This is a genomic window from Acidiphilium sp. 20-67-58, from assembly GCF_002255515.1.
Lineage (GTDB): Bacteria > Pseudomonadota > Alphaproteobacteria > Acetobacterales > Acetobacteraceae > Acidiphilium.
In genome coordinates this window covers 1-17562 of record NZ_NCAS01000043.1, presented here as the reverse complement: position 1 = coordinate 17562, position 17562 = coordinate 1, and the positions used below count along the sequence as shown (strand labels likewise).

16 protein-coding genes are annotated in these 17562 nt (G+C 56.9%); 4 read left to right on the top strand and 12 right to left on the bottom strand.

The genetic code is table 11. The features are described from left to right. Window positions 1-156: 156 nt before the first annotated feature. The 3 genes from B7Z76_RS13850 to B7Z76_RS13840 all read left to right on the top strand — a co-directional run bounded on the left by B7Z76_RS13850 (window position 157) and on the right by B7Z76_RS13840 (window position 1728). On the top strand, window positions 157-774 hold the full coding sequence (locus B7Z76_RS13850) for an SCO family protein (protein WP_291344644.1): 618 nt from the start codon (window positions 157-159) through the stop codon (window positions 772-774). Continuing rightward, window positions 771-1331 (top strand): TlpA disulfide reductase family protein, encoded by a 561-nt coding sequence (locus tag B7Z76_RS13845; protein ID WP_291344642.1) that lies wholly within the window; start codon window positions 771-773, stop codon window positions 1329-1331. The genes B7Z76_RS13850 and B7Z76_RS13845 overlap by 4 nt, the downstream gene beginning before the upstream one ends. A gap of 94 nt (window positions 1332-1425) precedes the next feature. Further along, window positions 1426-1728, top strand: coding sequence for a hypothetical protein (locus B7Z76_RS13840; protein WP_291344640.1), 303 nt, complete (start codon window positions 1426-1428; stop codon window positions 1726-1728). A gap of 130 nt (window positions 1729-1858) precedes the next feature. On the opposite strand, the gene B7Z76_RS13835 is transcribed toward B7Z76_RS13840, so the two are convergent. Genes B7Z76_RS13835 through merA form a run of 4 tightly spaced genes read right to left on the bottom strand, consistent with a single transcriptional unit; the run spans window position 1859 to window position 4747 of the window. Beyond that, on the bottom strand, window positions 1859-1996 hold the full coding sequence (locus tag B7Z76_RS13835; protein WP_291344638.1) for a hypothetical protein: 138 nt from the start codon (window positions 1994-1996) through the stop codon (window positions 1859-1861). Further along, window positions 1990-2496 carry a hypothetical protein gene (locus B7Z76_RS13830; protein WP_291344635.1) on the bottom strand — a complete coding sequence of 169 codons (507 nt, stop codon included), beginning with the start codon at window positions 2494-2496 and terminating at the stop codon, window positions 1990-1992. The genes B7Z76_RS13835 and B7Z76_RS13830 overlap by 7 nt, the downstream gene beginning before the upstream one ends. Before the next feature lie 11 nt (window positions 2497-2507). Next, entirely contained in the window at window positions 2508-3086 is a 579-nt protein-coding gene (locus B7Z76_RS13825) for a redoxin family protein (protein WP_291344633.1), read from the bottom strand. 26 nt (window positions 3087-3112) lie between these two features. Then, window positions 3113-4747 (bottom strand): mercury(II) reductase, encoded by a 1635-nt coding sequence (gene merA / locus B7Z76_RS13820; protein WP_291344649.1) that lies wholly within the window; start codon window positions 4745-4747, stop codon window positions 3113-3115. 128 nt (window positions 4748-4875) lie between these two features. Between merA and B7Z76_RS13815 the strand changes: the two genes are divergently transcribed. Next, window positions 4876-5370: a helix-turn-helix domain-containing protein gene (locus tag B7Z76_RS13815; RefSeq protein WP_291344631.1), complete on the top strand. Its 495-nt coding sequence runs from the start codon at window positions 4876-4878 to the stop codon at window positions 5368-5370. A 208-nt stretch (window positions 5371-5578) separates the two neighbouring features. Here B7Z76_RS13815 and B7Z76_RS13810 read toward each other — a convergent pair whose 3' ends face one another. From B7Z76_RS13810 to B7Z76_RS13775, 8 genes are all read right to left on the bottom strand, one after another. Beyond that, entirely contained in the window at window positions 5579-7267 is a 1689-nt protein-coding gene (locus B7Z76_RS13810; protein WP_291344629.1) for a recombinase family protein, read from the bottom strand. Window positions 7268-7524: 257 nt separating this feature from the next. Then, on the bottom strand, window positions 7525-8331 hold the full coding sequence (gene cobA, locus B7Z76_RS13805) for a uroporphyrinogen-III C-methyltransferase (RefSeq protein ID WP_291344627.1): 807 nt from the start codon (window positions 8329-8331) through the stop codon (window positions 7525-7527). Beyond that, window positions 8328-10937, bottom strand: coding sequence for a nitrate reductase (locus tag B7Z76_RS13800; protein WP_291344625.1), 2610 nt, complete (start codon window positions 10935-10937; stop codon window positions 8328-8330). The genes cobA and B7Z76_RS13800 overlap by 4 nt, the downstream gene beginning before the upstream one ends. Further along, window positions 10934-11272, bottom strand: coding sequence for a nitrite reductase small subunit NirD (gene nirD / locus B7Z76_RS13795; RefSeq protein WP_291344648.1), 339 nt, complete (start codon window positions 11270-11272; stop codon window positions 10934-10936). Before nirD ends, B7Z76_RS13800 begins: the two co-directional genes overlap by 4 nt. Next, window positions 11272-13725 carry a nitrite reductase large subunit NirB gene (gene nirB / locus B7Z76_RS13790; RefSeq protein ID WP_291344646.1) on the bottom strand — a complete coding sequence of 818 codons (2454 nt, stop codon included), beginning with the start codon at window positions 13723-13725 and terminating at the stop codon, window positions 11272-11274. The genes nirD and nirB overlap by 1 nt, the downstream gene beginning before the upstream one ends. Window positions 13726-13794: 69 nt before the next feature. Next, window positions 13795-15024, bottom strand: a complete 1230-nt coding sequence (locus B7Z76_RS13785) for a NarK/NasA family nitrate transporter (RefSeq protein WP_291344623.1) — start codon at window positions 15022-15024, stop codon at window positions 13795-13797. 270 nt (window positions 15025-15294) lie between these two features. Beyond that, window positions 15295-16278, bottom strand: coding sequence for a CmpA/NrtA family ABC transporter substrate-binding protein (locus B7Z76_RS13780; RefSeq protein ID WP_291344621.1), 984 nt, complete (start codon window positions 16276-16278; stop codon window positions 15295-15297). Further along, entirely contained in the window at window positions 16278-16868 is a 591-nt protein-coding gene (locus B7Z76_RS13775) for an ANTAR domain-containing response regulator (RefSeq protein WP_291344620.1), read from the bottom strand. Before B7Z76_RS13775 ends, B7Z76_RS13780 begins: the two co-directional genes overlap by 1 nt. Between the last annotated feature and the right edge of the window lie 694 nt (window positions 16869-17562).

Below are 17562 nucleotides of genomic sequence, written 5' to 3'. Positions count from 1 at the left end.
TGACGCACTCATCACCAATGCAGGGTTCGATGTCCAGATATTGCATCATCACCGAATACCTGGGCCACGGACGCATACTTATCTTTACGAGGGGCAGGCAAGGCCACTATGAGAATTATCCGAAATCTTGGGATCGGTATTTGCCTCGCACTTGCCGTGATCATCAGCATTGTGGCGATTGATCCGTCGCTTCTTAAGTTTGGTCAAGAATACTTATCAGCGCCATTAGCTGGTTCAGAGAGCGGTGGACAGATGGCCACGACAACCAATTCTGGTATTCCACCTGGTGCGCCAATCGGTGGGCCATTCCAACTTACAAACCAGCTTGGTCAACAGGTTTCCGAGGCCACTTATCACGGTAAATATATGCTGGTGTTTTTCGGCTATAGCCATTGTCCTGATGAATGTCCCCTGACATTACAAAAAATGGCCGTAGTCATGAATTCATTAGGGCCGTTGGCGAAGCGTATCGCACCCATTTTTGTCACGGTTGACCCAACGCATGACACATCGCCTGTTTTGCAAAAGTATCTTCTAAAATTTGGAACCAGTTTAATCGGTCTCACGGGCAGCAACGCGCAGATCGCCGGCGTGGCCCATGAATATGCTGTGGCGTTCAATACGAATGATCTCGAAGCATCCGGTGCGAGTGTGATTAGCCACTCGACATATATCTACCTTATGGGTCCGGATGGAAAATTTCTAAACCTGTTTCCGTTTACCATAACTGTTGCTCAGCTAACTTCACTCCTGAAAGCCCAAATAAACCTATGATCGAGCGCAAGACAATGCCACGCCGGAACCTGTTGCGAACGGCTTTACTGGCGCCCCCTTTTGCCATAGGAGCAAGCCAGATTGCGAAAGCACAGGAATTGCCTGATCCGCAAATGGATCAAATGGCACCAATGGCAATGCCATCATTAAAATTTACGACAGCTGCCGGAAAACCGATCACCCTTAAAGATTTCAAAGGTAAATTTATTCTTCTGAATATCTGGGCGACCTGGTGTGGACCATGCCGCGAAGAAATGCCGACTCTTGACCGCTTGCAGGCAAAGCTTGGTAGCGCGCATTTTCAGGTTGTGCCACTATCCGTCGACGCGGGTGGATTAGCTGCTGTGCAGCAATTCTATCAAGAAATTAGGATAAAACATCTCGGCATCTATTTGAATATCTCTGGCAATGCCATGGACAACTTAAATTTGGCTGGTATCCCAGCCAGTTATCTTATCAACCCGGAAGGGCTCCAAATTGGCAGTCTCGCCGGTGCTGCTGATTGGAGCAGCACATCATCCATCACCTTTTTTCGAAAAGCGGTGGCCGCACCGTAGTTTAAAACCAAACCGAGGATTTACAATGATCTATTGCTCACCCTCACCAAACTCGAACTCAAAATCCGGCCGGCCTCGTATTCAGTCCTAGTTAATGGAACGGACAGGCGTAATCATTGGATTATCAGCCGTTGGATTTGGCGTATTAGCCTATGGCGGCGGATGGCACTGGCTAATAGCCATTGGTCTTGCACCAATCATTCTATCTTTTTTACCCTGCGCAATTATGTCCGGTCTCGGAATTTGTTTAATGGGTATGAGCAAAACAAAATCTGAGCCTCCAACGCATTTCCTCGATCAAAATAGCTTTAACAAGGTGGGAAAGGATATTGCGCGAGGCAACTTCTTGAAGTCATCGCCACAATCGGCTTCCTATGCTCGGAAGCTCTTTTTCTGAAATTAGAGAATTTTAAAATTTAACTCGCAGACAATAATTCAATTGGATGTTTGCAAAACAATTAACCTGATCAGACGGCTCATTTTGGTCGGGTGTCATTCCCATAATCGTATTCGGGGTCCAACAAAGTCTAATAATTGATCGCAATTTCGCCCTGCAACGCGAGCAATATGTCGATACCGGTAAGATTAACCCCGAGAAGGCGGATTGCCTGCTCCAGGAAGGGAGGCTTGTCTCCTACTTCAAAGTTTTGCTTATCCATCAGCATGCGCAGTAAAGCGCGCGTCGTGCGTTGGCGTAGAGACCCCAGGCCATGAAGGCAATTGCGATTGCATAGATCCAAGCTTCGTGCGTGGCGATGAAACCTTGGATCGGCAGGCCCAGTGCCCCTGCCGCCGGCAATACCGAGGCGATCGCTGCGATTCCTAGGGGCAGAATTGGCGAGCAGCAAAGAAGCGTGGGCAGGATCGCGACAATCGCGCCTAGAATCGTCTTGCCGGATGTAACGGGCACGCCCTGCCTCAGCCCGTAGATTCCGAGCGCAGTTGTCAGGCCAACCAAGATTGCCATTGTCAGAGCAATGCCAACCTCGCCGAAGGTGAGAAAACGCAGTGAGACCAGTCCGATTGTACCGCCTGTATCGGTTGCTGGCAGAACAAGCAGATAAACGCCAAGACCAATCAGGAAGGTCGTAGTGCCCCAGATCCGCGCTCGCCGATCCGCCAACGCAAACCGGATCGCAACGGGCACCTTGACGATATCCTGCATTGTTGCCGCCATCATGATTTTGGTTCCGACGTAATGAAAGCCTTTATCTTGTCGAACGTCGCCGAAGGTGTGGACGAGACAGTCTTGATTTCGCCGTCCGCGCCGATGAGATCATAGACATCGACATAATGATGTGGATTGTAGAGCGTATAGAGCGCCTTAGTATCATCGCCAAAGACGAAATGGGGGTCGTGTATGAGGCTCGGTGCCGTCTGCTCCGCAAATTTTGTGATGCCAATACCAGGATAGCCGCCATTTTTGTAATCGCGCAGAACAATTACCCGGATATTCGATTTGTCGATCAGCGCCTTCTCATGCGCGAAGGTGCGCAACCCCGCCCGGCAGCTGCCGCACCAGGTCGCGACCTGCCAGATCATGACCGGATGCCCGTTAAATGTATCCAGTGTCACGGTCTTGCCATCGCTGATGAACGATGCGGCCGGCGCCGATTGATCTGCTGTGCTCTGCGCGTTCTTCGGCCCCATCTCGCCGGAGGGCGAGGCGAGGGCCATTGCTGGCAAGACTAGCAGTCCGGTGAGGAGCGCCATCCGATGCGGGAGGAGATGATTTGAAATCAGAGATTTGATCATGGTAAAATCCTTTTACAACGCGTTGGTTAACCGGCACAGCAGGAGAGCTGCGATACGTCCTTGGTAAAAGTTTGAGCTGCGAGCTTGATGCCCTCTGCCATCACGAGATACGGGAAAAGCGTGTCACCAAGTTCTTGCACGGTCATTCGATATCGAATGGCGAGCGCCGCTGTCTGGATCATTTCTCCAGCGTTGTGGGCAAGGATTTGGGCGCCAATCAATCGGTGCGAACCGGCCTCGGCAACCAGTTTAACAAACCCCCTGGTGTTGAAATTGGCCAGGGCGCGTGGTACGTTTTTAAGGTCGAGACGGCGGGTGATGATCTCAATCCCGGCCTCGCCCGCCTGAGCTTCGTCGAGCCCGACGGTTGCCACCGCAGGATCGGTGAAGATCACCGATGGCACGATCGACAGGTCGAGCCGCGCGTCGCCACCAGTCATATTGATCGCTGCACGCGTTCCCGCTGCGGCCGCGACGTAGACGAGTTGCGGCATCGTGCTGCAATCGCCCGCCGCGTAGATATAGCTGGCGGAGGTCCGGAGATGATCGTCAACCACGATGGCGCCTGTCGAATCTGTGCTCACTCCGGCGCTATCAAGGTTAAGATCGGCCGTGTTAGGCCGCCTTCCGGTCGCGATCAGCAAACGCTCTGCCTCGATCGGTCCTGAGGCGAGCGTTATGGTAAAGCGGCCATCATGATATGCGATCTGCCGGGGTTCAGTTCCGGTAAGGATATGGACTCCTTCGGCCTCAAGTGCCGCCTGCAATCCAGCGCCAAGCTCCGGGTCATTGCGCGTGAGCAGGGTGGAGCGCACCAAAACTGTAACCTTAGCTCCAAGTCGCCGATAGGCTTGGGCCAATTCAAGCGCCACGAAAGATGATCCGATCACGGCCAAGCTAGCCGGCAGTGTTTCTGCGAATAGTGCCTCGGTGGAAGTCCAGTACGGAGTCTCCGCGAGGCCAGGAATCGTAGGGATGATTGGTGCGGCTCCCGTCGCCACCAGTATCCGGTCGGGTACCAGACGGTTCGCCGTGCCCGCGGCGCCAGTTATGACAAGCGTGCGTGCGTCCTCGAATCGCGCCTCGCCGTACAGCAAGGTGATGTTTGGATTACCGGCGATGATTGACTCGTATTTCGCGCCTCGCAATGCATCGACCTGACCACGTAACTGGGCGAGCAGCGCTGCTCGCTCGATAGGTTCAGCGCTGCGGAAGATGCCGTCGAACGGATGATGAGCCTGATCGTGGCGGATTTCGGCGGCTCGAAGCATGATCTTGGAGGGAACACAGCCGACATTGACGCAGGTGCCGCCAATCACGGCACTACGTTCGATCATAGTTACCCGCGCTCCGGTCTCGGCTGCGCGGATGGCCGCAGCGAATGCCGCGCCGCCGCTGCCGATGATCGCGACATGCCAACCGCTGCCCGGATCCCTGACACGGTCTGGTGATACCGGCTCGGTCAGAGGTTCCAGTCCGTAGCCGCCCGGCTCTAATGCTGTCCTCAGAGCCCCGATCTCGAGACCAGCGTCGTTCCTGATCTCGGCGATACCCGGGTCGTATGAAACTGAAGCATTGATGCCAGGCATCCGGTTCAGCGCTGCCTCGACGGTCCGCGCGCAATGTTCACACGTCATTCCGGTAACCTGCAGCGATATCATCTCCATGCATCTATCCTTTCGTAAATACGGCTTTCGGATCACCGATCCGCAGCACGACCACGGCATTGGCCCGATCGACTTATCGGGATATAGGTTCTGGAGTAACTACAGGAGCAAGAGGTATTTCGATGACCGCGGAAGAAAAGTATTCGTCGAATTTCGGACCGGCAGCGGCGTCGGCCGGGGGCGAAATCCCGATTGGTATTGTCGCGGGGCGGAGCGGTTGTGGCATCGAGACCATCCGGTTCTATGAGAAGGCAGGCGTTCTGCCGCGAGCACGACGCAGCGAAGGCGGACGGCGAGTCTATGATGATCGGGATGTCGCGCGGATTACCTTTATCCGTCGGGCGCGGGAACTCGGCTTTTCGCTCAACGAAGTGCGCGGTCTGCTCGCACTCGCGGAAGGGAATGGGGACGCCTGTGAGAAGGTGCAATCGATCACTCTGCGCCACCTCGACGACATTGCGGCGAAAATCTCCGATCTGACGACGATGCAAGCGGTTCTCAACGCGCTTGTCACGCGTTGCGCGGAGGGCGACAACACTGCCTGTCCATTGATCGACACGCTGTCCAACGATCGTCAGCGCTATTCTTCCGAAACCACCAGTGAAATTCACATCTGATGCCACGTCCCTATCCTTGAAACAGAGCGAGCACGAGACCGCCTGTCCGCCGATACAGACAGTTTGTCTTACTCGGCACACCCTATTAGGGCATTTTTTGGTGGAAGTCGGAACGAAAGGTGATTTTTAAGTGTATTATTAAGGGTAGTGAAATTTTAATTTGAAAAATCCAAAGAAATTACTTGAGAAAATTTAATCATCGTCAGGCTCATAACCTGAAGGCCGCACGTTCAAATCGTGCCCCCGCAACCAACTTCATTTGCGATGCAAGAACACTTACCAAACCGCCCGTGCCAATGCCGGCGGTTTTTTTGTGTGACGCACATAGAGCCAGGATTCCAGCCAACGCGCCGCGGATCTCTACGTGGAGTTCACCGTTCTCGGGGATCAGCCGGATCTCTTCGATTAATGTGCGGATGGCGTTGAAAGCTTCGTCCTTCAGAGGCGGGTCGCCGAGAGCCTTATGAAGAACGGCAACCTTGTCACGGTAAATATTCGCAAGGTTCGGATGCAGGCTGGGTTCGCTGACGGGCCGAGCTGCGAGCAGGGCCTTTAGGTCATCCTCGCGGGCTTCCAGTGCGATCATCTCGTCCTTCACCGTCCGGGCCGGCATGCCGTCCATGAGCGCCTGCACCAAAACCTTTTGACGTGATTTGACCCGGCTCAGCTCTGCTTCTGCTGCCGTGAAGTGTGCATTCTGTTGGGCGATTACGGTGTTACGCTCGGCGATAAATGCGTCCATGAATTCTTTAAAGACATCTGGGTTCATCAGGCGGTCTTGGAGGCCGGTGAGGACGATCTCATCCAGATGATCAGCCCGGATATTTAGCCGGTTCTCACAGGTGCCTTTATTGCGCGCAGCAGCGCAGCCGAACATGGTGGCGCTGATCTTAACATATCCGCCCCCGCACTGCCCACAGCGCATCAGGCCGGTGAGAAGGTGTTTGGGGCGCTGGTGTAACCAGAAGCCCGCTTTGGGAGCCTTAGCATCGGTGGGAGTTGTCGAAGTCGAAGAGATTCTGCGTGCGATGTTTTGTTTGGTCTTAACAGCCTGCCAAAGTTCGTCATCGATGATTCGGAGGGCTGGAACGTCGGTGATGACCCAGTCTTTGGGAGGATTGGGTCGGGATATCCGTTTGCCCGTATTCGGTGCCTTAATATAACGCAGCCGGTTCCACACAAGGCGGCCGATATACAGCTCATTGTTCAGGATGCCGGTCCCACGCTCGGCATTGCCGTTAATCGTGCTTTGTCCCCACCCAACACCGCTGGGGCCGGGTATGCCCTCCTTATTAAGCGCATGCGCTATGGCGCGCGGTGATAGCCCGTTTGAGAAATCACGAAAAATACGGCGGACAATCTCAGCTTCTTCGGGGATTATCTCGCGGTCTCCAGGGATTGGCGTTCCATCCCCCCTGAACCCGCGGACCACGCGATAGCCGTAAGCATTGCCGCCGGCCGATTTGCCAGCCTGGATTTTGCCTTGAAGCCCGCGATGGGTCTTTTGGGCAAGGTCTTTCAAGTACAGGGCATTCATCGTGCCTTTAAGGCCGATATGCATAGCGCCAAGCTCGCCCTCCGAGATTGTCACTAGCTTGATCCCCGCGAACTCCATTCGCTTATAGAAGCCAGCGATATCCTCTTGGTCGCGGGAGATTCGGTCCATCGCCTCGGTCAGAATTATGTCGAAGCGGCCCGAAGCAGCGTCCGTGATAAGGTCTTGGATGCCAGGTCGCCGCATTGAGGCGCCCGAGATTGCCCGGTCGGTATAACTGTCCACGACTGTCCAGCCATGACGAGCCGCATGCTCGCGGCAGATACGCAGCTGGTCCTCGATCGATGCGTCCCGCTGGAGATCAGATGAATAACGGGCATATAGGGCAACGCGACTCGGCATGCGAAAGAGCTCCGGTCAAAAAGGGCTTAAAAGCTAGCATAGCGGCGAGGAACAGCAAGGGTTTTGTCCGAGGTTGGCCGTGAGCGGACTGACGGCTCTGGATCAGGAATTTAGGTAAGCGGACATTGTTGGCCGGTAAGTGAGTCGGCGGGTATCGACCCAAGTCGGGCGTAGGTTGGTCCTGGAGGTGATCTCCGGAGCGGACATTCAACCTCACCCCGTCCCGGCAGCAACGCCCCTCATCAATGCGGTCTTTCTTATGAAGCAAATATTTTCTCGAAAGCGGCCTGTTTTCTAATACCATAGGAGTCGGCCCTAGTAGCATCGCCGGAAACTTGTGTTTTATCGTTGGTTTTGCGCATAGCTTCGCCGATCATGATCAAAACCGGACCCGCCAGCGCTTCGTTCTCAACAAGCCGCGGCAACATTGCGATGGTGCCGGATATTGATTTCTGATGGGCGAGGCTGGCATTTTCGATGGCGATGGCAGGCATGTCCGGCTCCATGCCGGCTTCGATGAAATGTGCCGCCATGCCGCCCAACGTTTTGCTTCCCATATAGACCACCAATGTGCCGCCGGATTTGGTGAGCGATACCCAGTCATGTGCCGGTAAGCCCCCATCCGCGCCATGGCCGGTGAGGAAATGCAGTGAGCGGGCCACGCCGCGTTTGGTCAATGAAAGTTCGAGCGTCGCGGCGGCGGCAGTGGCGGCGGTGATTCCCGGCACGATTTCAAACGCCACGCCATGCGCGCGCAGAGCGTCCATCTCCTCAGTGGCGCGGCCGAATACCATTGGGTCGCCACCTTTCAGGCGTACCACGAGATAGCCGGCGCGCGCTTCAGCAAGCAGCAACGCGCAAATTTCGCTTTGGGAGGCTGAATGTTTGCCGCAGCGTTTGCCCACATCGATGAGCCGCGCAGCGGGTGATGCCATAGCGATGATGCGCGGGTCGACAAGGCTGTCATACAGCACCACTTCCGCCGCCTGCAGCAGACGCAATGCTTTGAGCGTCAATAATTCCGGATCGCCGGGCCCTGCGCCGATGAGAAATACGCGGCTCATGTCACTAACTCCTGCGTGGTTTGCGATTGTAAAATCGTGGCGAGCTCACCCTTGCATGAGCCGCAATGGGAGCCCGCCTTCAAAGCGTGGCCGATGCCGGCAATGTCCGTGAGACGCTTCTCTTTGATGGCGGTGCGGATGGTGGCTTCGGTAACACGGTGGCAAACGCAGACAACTGGGCCTGATTCGGCGGCAGGTTTGGCGCTCGCCATCAGAATGCCGATGCGGTTGGTTTGCCAGTTGGGAACGCTGAATAATTCGGCCAGCGCCTGGTTACCTGGCAGCAGATTGTTGTGCGGTGCTAAAAACAAACAGGCCAGCAGACGATGATCCTGCAAAATGCCGAGCCGGTAGGTTCCACGGCCAGCATCGAGCATTTCGATGCGTTCGGCGTCGGCATCGGCACCGCACAGGCGGGCGGCCCAATCTGAAAGTTCTCCACCAAATGAGAGCGGCTTCCAACCCGCCATGGTGAAGCGGTGCATACCGCCCGCGAGCGGCACGCGCGATGCGTAGAACTGTCCGGAGGGTTGCGTAAGTTTATGCGTTTGTAAAATGCCATGCCAGAATGCGGGGATTTTCTCTATCGCGGCATGTTCAAACTTCGATGCCGGCTGGCCGGAATACGGGTCGCGCGCCGGGCCCACCAGCTGGTTGATGTTGCCGGTGGCGTTATGCGTTTGCGTCCAATGCATGGCAGCAAAAATTTCGCTCTCACGCTGGGTGTTTGAAATGGCTGCCGGCAAAACTTCACTGCCGTGGCGGGTGGTCACGCGCACCAGGTCACCGGGTATTAACGCATACTTCGCGGCATCGGCGTCAGAGATTGAGAAACTTGGCGCCGCCGCACTTTCCATGAGTGTGGGCACGAATCCGGTGCGGGTCATGGTATGCCATTGGTCGCGCAGCCGCCCCGTGTTGAGGATGAAGGGGAAGGATGCGTCGCGTTTTTTCGGCGTGCCGGCGATGATTGCTGCGAAATTAGCAAGGCCTTGAGGCGTTGGGAATTTGCCGTCAGCGAAGAAACGTTTGGCACCCCAGGTGAAAGGTTGCAGCAGTTCGTAATCACCATCGCTGATGCTCTGATGTTGCGCGATGTTGAACAATTTGGTGGCGTTATTGCCATAGCCTGATAGACGGGCATGTTCGCGAAAAATATCGGCGGGTTTAGTGTAGGCGAACTGGTTTGCAAAACCCATGCGCTGGGCAACTTGCGTGAATATCCACCAATCCGGCTTGGCCTCACCAGGGGCAGTGCGGAAGGCGCGCTGGCGGGAGATGCATCGTTCGGAATTTGTCACCGTGCCATCCTTTTCCGACCAGCCAGCGGCAGGGAGAGTCACGTTGGCAAGCCGCGTGGTTTCGGTGGGCCAGCAATCGGATACAACCACGAACGGGCAGGCCTCCAGAGCGGCGCGCACGCGTGCTGAGCGCGGCAGGCTTTCGGCGGGGTTGGTGGCGGCAATCCAGATGGCTTTGATGCGGCCTGATAATACTGCGTCGAACATCTCAATGGCTTTGAAGCCGGGTTTGCGCGGTAGCCGGTTGCTGGACCAGAATGATTTTAGCAATGCGCGGTCTACCGGGTCGTCAAATCGCAAATGCGCGGCCAACTGATTTGCCAACCCGCCAACTTCGCGGCCACCCATCGCGTTCGGCTGGCCTGTGAGTGAAAACGGTCCCATGCCTGGCTTGCCGATGCGCCCAGTGGCCAGATGCACGTTGATGATGGCGTTGACCTTGTCGGTGCCGCTGGTGGATTGGTTCACACCCTGGCTGAATAACGTCACGCAACGCGGCGTGGTGCAGAATAGGTGCAGAAATGATTCGAGGTCAGCTTCGGTCAACCCCAGTTCGGCAGCGTCTGATGCAGTCTCGTGCGCGGCGCGCAGGGCGCCGGCGAAACCTTGCGTGTGTAAAGCGACGTAAGCTTCATCGACATATCCGCGCTCCTCGATGGCGGTGAGGAGTTTAAGGAATAGACCCACATCGGCATCTGGGCGGACAGGTAAATGCAAATCCGCCAGCGCTGCGGTCGCCGTGCGCCTAGGGTCGATGACAATGATTTTTGTGCCGCGCGCCGCACGTGCCGCCAGAGCACGTTCAAATAATACCGGATGGCACCAGGCGGTGTTGGAACCGACGAGTACCAGCAGGTCGGCTTCATCGATATCATCATAGCAGCCCGGCACGACATCTTCGCCAAAGGCCCGGACATGGCCGGCGACCGTGGAGGCCATGCAGAGGCGCGAGTTGGTGTCGATATTCGCGGAGCCAATAAAGCCTTTCATCAATTTGTTGGCAACGTAATAATCCTCTGTAAGGAACTGGCCGGAACCATAGATCGCCACCGCATCAGGTCCGTGCGCGGCGATGACCGATGAGAATTTTTCAGCGATGGTATCGAGAGCCTGGTCCCACGCGACTTGTTTCCCACCAACGGTAGGTACCAGCAGCCGGTTGCTATCATCGAGTGTGGCAGCGAGCGTTGCGCCTTTTATGCAGAGCCGGCCGGCATTGGCGGGGTGTGAAAGATCGCCGGATGTAGTGCCGTCTTTCACATCAACACCGCAGCCGACACCGCAATAAGGGCAGGTGGTTTTCACGCAATTACACCCACTGCCAGCAGTACGCGGCCATGTTCAACCTTCACCGCGAAACGCGGCGTGCAACCAGTATCAAGCCCCATCGCATTGCCGGTCTGCAGGGAAATGACCCAGCCATGCAGCGGGCAGGTGACGGCATCACCATGCACAATCCCCTGGCTTAACGGGCCGGCCTTGTGCGGGCACTGGTCACGCAGTGCGTACACCGTGTCATGTGCTGTGCGGAACACTGCAATATCACCCATGGCGGTTTTCACGCTGCGTGCACCCAGGCGCGGAATCTCTTCCAGCGCGCCGATATCAATAAAGTCCCGAACAGCCCGCATTCCGTCCATCATACCAGCTCCGCCATCGCGTTGAATTTTTTGCCCGCTTGTTCGTTTACCGCTTGCTCGGCCCAAGGATCGGTTTGCGCGAATGTTTGCGCGTGCATGAAATCCTTAAACAGCGACAAACGCAGTTCAGCATTCTCGACGATTTTCTCCTGCACATATTTCAGACCGACCCGCTCCAGCCACGGCGCGGTGCGCTCCAGATAATGCGCTTCCATACGGTAGAGTTGCAGGAAGGCACAGGCATATTCCATCACCTCCTCTTCAGTGGTGACTTTGCACAGTAACTCCGTGGCGCGGACTTTGATGCCGCCATTGCCGCCGACATGCAAATCCCAACCGGCTTCGGTGGCGACCACACCGAAATCCTTGATGGTGGCCTCCGCGCAATTGCGCGGGCAGCCGGACACTGCCAGCTTTACCTTATGCGGATGCCAAGAGCCCCAGGTGGTTTTCTCCAGCGCCACACCCATGGCAGTGGAATCCTGCACACCAAAACGGCACCATTCAGAACCGACGCAGGTTTTCACCGTCCGTAACGCCTTGCCGTAGGCATGGCCGGAGACCAGACCCGCCGCGTTCAAATCCTGCCAGACGGCGCGGAGATCTTCCTTCTTTATGCCCAGCATATCGATGCGCTGGCCGCCGGTGACCTTCACCGCGGGGATATTAAATTTGTCCACCACATCGGCGATCGCACGCAGTTCTTTGGCACTCGTGGTACCGCCCCACATGCGCGGCACCACCGAATACGTGCCATCCTTCTGGATATTGGCGTGCATCCGTTCATTCACAAAGCGCGACTGCGTATCATCAACATATTCACCGGGCCAAGCGGCGAGAAGGTAAAAATTCAAAGCTGGCCGGCATGAACCACAGCCATTCGGGGTTTTCCATTCCAGCGCCTGCATCACGGCCGGGATGGTTTTTAATGCGCCGCCTTTTATCCGCCGCCGCACTTCATCATGGCCATGGGCGGTGCATTTGCACATTGGCTTCACCGCATCCGGCGCGTATCCAGCGCCCAGCGATAATTTTAACAGCCCTTCCACCAAACCGGTGCATGACCCACAAGACGCAGAAGCCTTGGTGCGCGCCCGCACATCGTCAATACTACTTAGGCCGTGCTCGGCGATCGCCTTGCATATGGTGGATTTTTTAACGCCATTGCAGCCGCAAATCTCGGCACTGTCGGCCATCGCTGCGAGCGCGTTATCCGGATCGCTCGATTCCATGACCGGGCCGAAAATCATCGTATCGCGTAATTCCTCGAGTGGCTCGGCATTTTTCAGCAGTTCAAAATACCAGCCGGCATCGCGGGCGTCGCCAAAACACACCACGCCGACCAACCGGTCGTCGCGCAATACCAGGCGTTTATATATGCCACGTGCCGCATCGCGCAGCACCACATCCTCGGTGGATTTATCCCCTATGAAGGCGCCGGCGGAAAACATCTCGATGCCGGAGACTTTCAGCCTGGTGCCAGCAGCCACCGGCGTGAAAACCGGCTCAGCCACGCCGCAAATATGGTCGGCGGCAACCTTCGCCATATCCCAAATCGGCGCCACCAAGCCATAACATTGCTTGTTATGCTCGACGCATTCGCCGATTGCGAAAATCGCGGGGTCGGATGTGCGCATCGCGTCATCAACCAGCACGCCACGGTCGGTGGCCAGCCCGGCCGATTTAGCGAGGATTGCGTTCGGGCGGATGCCAACGGCCATCACCACCAGATCGGTCTCGATGCGCTGCCCGTCTTTCAATACCACCGCACGCACCGGGCCGTCTTCGCCATCGCCATCGAATAGTTCGGTATTGGCGCTGGTATAAATATTCATGCCGCGCGCCGCGAGCTTACGCTCCAGCAGATGCGCTGCCGAAGCGTCCAACTGCCGCTCCATCAGCGTCGGCATTAAATGCACCACGCTCACATTCATTCCGCGCAGGTTCAAACCATGTGCTGCTTCCAGCCCCAGCAGTCCGCCGCCGATCACCACCGCATTTTTACCCGGCGCCGCGATGCTCAGCATCTGCTCCACATCCGCGACCGAGCGGAACGTCATCACACCCGGACGGTCAACGCCCGGTAGCGGCAGCACAAATGGGTTCGAGCCTGTCGCGAGCAACAGTAAATCATAAGGGCGGGTGGTCTCCGCTTCACCGATCACCAGTTTTGCATCTCGGTCGATGCTCACCACTGCCTCACCGGCGATCAAATGAATATTGTTGGCCTCATACCATTCGAGGCTATTGAGAACGATCTGCGCAAAGCTCTTATCGCCTGCCAGCAGCGGCGAGAGCATGATGCGGTCGTAATTCGGCTGCGGCTCGGCGCCGAACACGGTGATCTCAAATAGTCCCGGTGCGCGCTGTAAAATCTCTTCTACGGTCCGCATGCCCGCCATGCCGTTACCGATCACCACCAGCTTCTTGCGCGCGCTGCTCATCCTATTCATCGCCGTCATTCCTTCGAAAAATTGCTTGGGAGGATTGCAGGGGACATACGTCCCCTGCATCCGGGTCCGTTAGATGCGAACTTTGTCCATATCGGTCACACCTTTGGAGAAGCTGGCGCGCCAGCTCTTTTTGACAATGTTAATGCCGATAAAGGCGACCAAGGCGAGGCCTGCGAAAATCAAGAAGCCTGCCTGATAAGAGCCAGTCCATTGCTTGGAAAAACCGAGCGAGGAGGCGAGGTAGAAGCCGCCAAGACCGCCGGCAAAGCCAACCAGACCGGTCATCACGCCGATCTCGCGGCCAAAGCGCACCGGCACCAGCTGGAACACTGCACCGTTACCGGTGCCAAGCGCCAGCATGGCCACCACGAAAGCTCCCAGCGCCATCCATAGGCTTGGCAAACCAACGCTGACCAACACCAGCATGGCCGCCGCCAGAACATACAGCACCGAAAGGGCCCTGATGCCGCCAACCTTGTCAGCCAGCCAGCCGCCGATCGGGCGAAACATCGAGCCGGTGAATACGCAAGCCGCCGTCGCATAGCCGGCCTGCACCGGTTCCAGGCCATATTGCGCATGGAAATAAATGCTGAGCGAGGAAGCCAGCCCAACGAACCCGCCGAACGTGACCGCGTAGAAGAGCATGAACCACCAGGTATCCGCGATTGCCAAAACCTTCAGGTAGCCAGACAAGGATTGCTTAGGCGGTTGGATCGGCGCCTCTTTCGCGAGCACGATGAACACGGCAAGCACCACGCACATCGCCAGGGCGGTCAGGCCAAACACGTTTACCCAGCCGAAATAAAGCCCAAGTGCCGGGGCAAACAAAGCCGCCAGCACGGTGCCGGAATTGCCCGCACCTGCCAGACCCAGGGCCTTGCCCTGATGCTGTGGCGGATACCAGCGCGAAGCCATCGGCAATGCAATGGCAAAGGAGGCACCTGCGATCCCCAGCACCACGCCCAGCAGCAGAACTGCATCATAGCTCGGCACGCCGAAGAACCAGGCGGCAGCCAAACCCAAAATAACCACCAACTGCGCCCCGATGCCGGTCCGCTTGGCACCGAAATGGTCCACCAAAACGCCATTCAAAATACGGATAACGGCGCCGGCCAGCACCGGCACCGCCACCATCAGCCCCTTATGGGCCGGGTCCAGGCTGAGCGCCTTGGAGATTTGAATCCCCAGCGGCCCAAGCAACACCCAGCACATGAAGCTGGCATCAAAATACAGAAAAGCGGCGAACAAAGTCGGCAAATGACCGGACTTTAAAAAGCTTTTATCACCCGAAAGGGACATGTCGAAAACTCCGCGGTGCGCCCGCTGGCGTCACCATGTGCGAACCGTCCCTTGGCCCGCGCAGATAAGGTTGGGGAAACCCCCTTTTCGCACCGGCAATCGTCCTTGACTGCCGCGCAGACAGCATCCGCTATCTAAATGCGGTGCAGCAATTTATGTGCCAAGGTGCAAATCAGCCAATTAAAGCGGCAATTTTGCATTTAATTTTATTTTAAGAGTAATTTATATGCGTGTAGCACAATAATTAATCATATATACGCCAAAATATGGTCATGCGCGCACATCGCAAAACACTTCATCTCGGCCTTCCGGCGCCACACCGCCGGCCGCAATGAACAGGTCCGGCCGGTACAGTGACGCCATCTGATCCAAGCTGCCCGGCGGCACATGGTGCCAGCGCGTCATCTGGGCTGCGAACCATTTGGCATGCTCAATATCCGGATATTGCGCAGTGAAAAGTGGCCCGCCTGCCGCCGGGTCCAAAGCGGGTTCGATCAACTCACCCGGCAAATCCAGGTACTCGGCTTGCCCCAGCAAAGCCGCCAGGGCGCTGCGCTTATCCGCCGCCGCGCATAATGCTCCGGCACGGCGCAACGTTTTCAAAATTGCCGTCACGCCCGCCGGGTCACGTTCGGCGAGGTCCGCCCGCAATGTCAGGCATTTCTCCGGGTGATCGTGCCAAATATCCCTGGAATGAACCGCAATAAACCCCAGCCTGGAATGGCTCGCCACCTGCCCCCAAGGGGCGCCCGCGCAAAAGCCGTCAATGGCGTTGGCGGCCAGACTGCTGACCATTTCAGCCGGCGGCAGCACGGTGATTTCCACCTGCGAGACCGGATCAACGCCGCACGCCGCCAGCCAGTAGCGCAGCAGCAAATCATGGGTGGAAAACCCGTGCACCACCGCCAGCCGCAACCGCCGCCGCGCCACGATGCCGGCAATACCGCCGGTCAGGAACGCCGGTTGCAAATCGGCCGCCAACGTCACCGCATTGCCGTTGGCGCTGAGACTCATCGGCACTACCAGATCAGTCTTGCGGCCTCGCAAGCCCGCCGCGCAGGCCATCGCCAGCGGCGGCAGCATCACCGCGCCTTCCAAAAAACCATAGCTCAATTTATCAGCAATATTTGCCCAGGATGGCTCCACCGAGAGCGTTACCCGCACGCCGTTTGAGGCGAACATTTCCTCATGATCCGCCAGAATGACGGGCGCCGCATCGCATAACCGCAGCAGCCCCAATCGGATGATACTCATCACGCCCCTCCTATTTCGCGGCTATTTTTACGGTCCCGCAGCAGGCTTGCCGCCACCTCCGCCAGTTTTTTCTGCTGGTCCATGGCGCGGCGCTGCAAAAACCGGTGTGCCGCCGGCTCACTCATTTTATCCTGCACCATTAATAGCCGTTTGGCGGCCTCAATCGCTTGCCGCGCCTCAATCTGCTCCTCGGCCTCGTACAGCCGGTCCCGCAGGCCGCGCATCCGTTGAAACACCGCTGTCGCCGCGCGCAGAATCGGCTTGATGGCGGGTACCGCCACGCCACCCACATGGTATGAACTTACCCCCGCCGCGATCGCCTCTTCCATGAAAGCCGGATCATCTACGTCGACAAACATTACCACCGGAAGCATTTGCTGAGCGTTCAAAGCACGCACGGAATCCAGCCCATCGCGGTCCGGCCGCGCCATATCCACAATCACCACATCCGGCGCCAGGCGCCGCACGGCATCGAGCAAATTCTCGCCCTCAGCCGCCAGAATGACCGTAAAGGCATCATCCAGCGCCTTCAATTGGGTCAAAAGCTCCCCGGCATAACGCCCATCGCGGTCCGCCACCAGTATTTTCACGCTAGCCTCGCTATCATGGTGCGGTAGCGAGCAATTAGCGGGCCAGCCGTCGTCCAAGCACCGATTATCGACGAGCTCGCGCTTATTCTCGAAAAATTTCGTATGGACTGGGAGGTTCTAGAAGCGCTTCGCTCCGGTGCGGGCCAAGCACTCTCATCGCATTTGTTATCCTCGATGTGGAACCGATGCAGACCGAGGTGTAAGATTTAATAGTACCGGATGCGTTGCGGGCCGCTTTGCCAGTCGAAGCATATGCTTCGTGGATCAGCAATGAGGATGATTAGGTGAGGAGCAACAACGGCTACCCGGGTTTAGCACTTGCACAACGTTAGAATTGCGCATCTGGCGTTCCATGGTCAATTCACGTCGACAATTGCCCAGCCGCCACGTGACGCCTAGCCCGCTTTCGCTGTTGAGCTTCCTAAAAGCTGACCGTCCGGTTTTGGCCAAGTCTCGCCGTATGGTGAAGGTCCAGTATCCGCGTCCCACGGCCGCAAGCAGGCCGGCAGAAATCCACCCAACCCGGCCCGTCACGGCTAAGCCTACCAATGACAGCTTTGGAGCACCGGCGCACCTCCCGAGAACGACCATAATTGGCGGATTTTGTTGATTTAGTCGGAAATTGGCGCGCAGCTCTCTAGCGGAACAGCTGTTTCTCGGCGTGGGTGCCAGCGCAGCTCCTCCATGGGGTGCT

Bases quoted from the DNA above. Each gene is read 5' to 3' on its own strand.
- B7Z76_RS13845 (WP_291344642.1), top strand. From the start codon at position 771: ATGATCGAGCGCAAGACAATGCCACGCCGGAACCTGTTGCGAACGGCT.
- B7Z76_RS13840 (WP_291344640.1), top strand. From the start codon at position 1,426: ATGGAACGGACAGGCGTAATCATTGGATTATCAGCCGTTGGATTTGGC.
- B7Z76_RS13835 (WP_291344638.1), bottom strand. From the start codon at position 1,996: ATGCTGATGGATAAGCAAAACTTTGAAGTAGGAGACAAGCCTCCCTTC.
- B7Z76_RS13830 (WP_291344635.1), bottom strand. From the start codon at position 2,496: ATGCAGGATATCGTCAAGGTGCCCGTTGCGATCCGGTTTGCGTTGGCG.
- B7Z76_RS13825 (WP_291344633.1), bottom strand. From the start codon at position 3,086: ATGATCAAATCTCTGATTTCAAATCATCTCCTCCCGCATCGGATGGCG.
- merA (WP_291344649.1), bottom strand. From the start codon at position 4,747: ATGATATCGCTGCAGGTTACCGGAATGACGTGTGAACATTGCGCGCGG.
- B7Z76_RS13815 (WP_291344631.1), top strand. From the start codon at position 4,876: ATGACCGCGGAAGAAAAGTATTCGTCGAATTTCGGACCGGCAGCGGCG.
- B7Z76_RS13810 (WP_291344629.1), bottom strand. From the start codon at position 7,267: ATGCCGAGTCGCGTTGCCCTATATGCCCGTTATTCATCTGATCTCCAG.
- cobA (WP_291344627.1), bottom strand. From the start codon at position 8,331: ATGAGCCGCGTATTTCTCATCGGCGCAGGGCCCGGCGATCCGGAATTA.
- nirD (WP_291344648.1), bottom strand. From the start codon at position 11,272: ATGGACGGAATGCGGGCTGTTCGGGACTTTATTGATATCGGCGCGCTG.
- nirB (WP_291344646.1), bottom strand. From the start codon at position 13,725: ATGAATAGGATGAGCAGCGCGCGCAAGAAGCTGGTGGTGATCGGTAAC.
- B7Z76_RS13785 (WP_291344623.1), bottom strand. From the start codon at position 15,024: ATGTCCCTTTCGGGTGATAAAAGCTTTTTAAAGTCCGGTCATTTGCCG.
- B7Z76_RS13780 (WP_291344621.1), bottom strand. From the start codon at position 16,278: ATGAGTATCATCCGATTGGGGCTGCTGCGGTTATGCGATGCGGCGCCC.